General features: G+C 34.3%; 1 protein-coding gene. It reads right to left on the minus strand.

Annotation, left to right across the window (positions count from 1 at the left end):
• Positions 1 to 207 (minus strand): hypothetical protein (locus tag FSZ13_RS18650; RefSeq protein WP_222116625.1); only part of this gene is annotated, 207 nt, incomplete at its 3' end.
• Between the last annotated feature and the right edge of the window lie 73 nt (positions 208 to 280).

Here is a 280-nt window from a genome sequence, read left to right on the forward strand (position 1 = left end):
CACAACTGAAATCTTCACCATCGTTGATAGGCTTTGATATTCTCCAATTTTCATTTCCTCAAACTTATATGTTGCTCCGCTGAAGGCAGGCGAAATACATAGTACAAAAAACATTGCTACAAAACTTCCCAGGGTTAACATATATGCTCTTCTTTTCGTATTTGCAGGTTTTCTTCCTTCTTTTTCCGCTCCAAATTTTAAACGCATACTGCTGCTCCTTTCTTACTAATTACTTTCACTTGTACTCTTACTTCTTCATGAATATTTTCTAATTTATAAT

Origin of the sequence: Stenotrophomonas rhizophila, assembly GCF_007667275.1 — a bacterium.
Lineage (GTDB): Bacteria > Pseudomonadota > Gammaproteobacteria > Xanthomonadales > Xanthomonadaceae > Stenotrophomonas > Stenotrophomonas maltophilia_AE.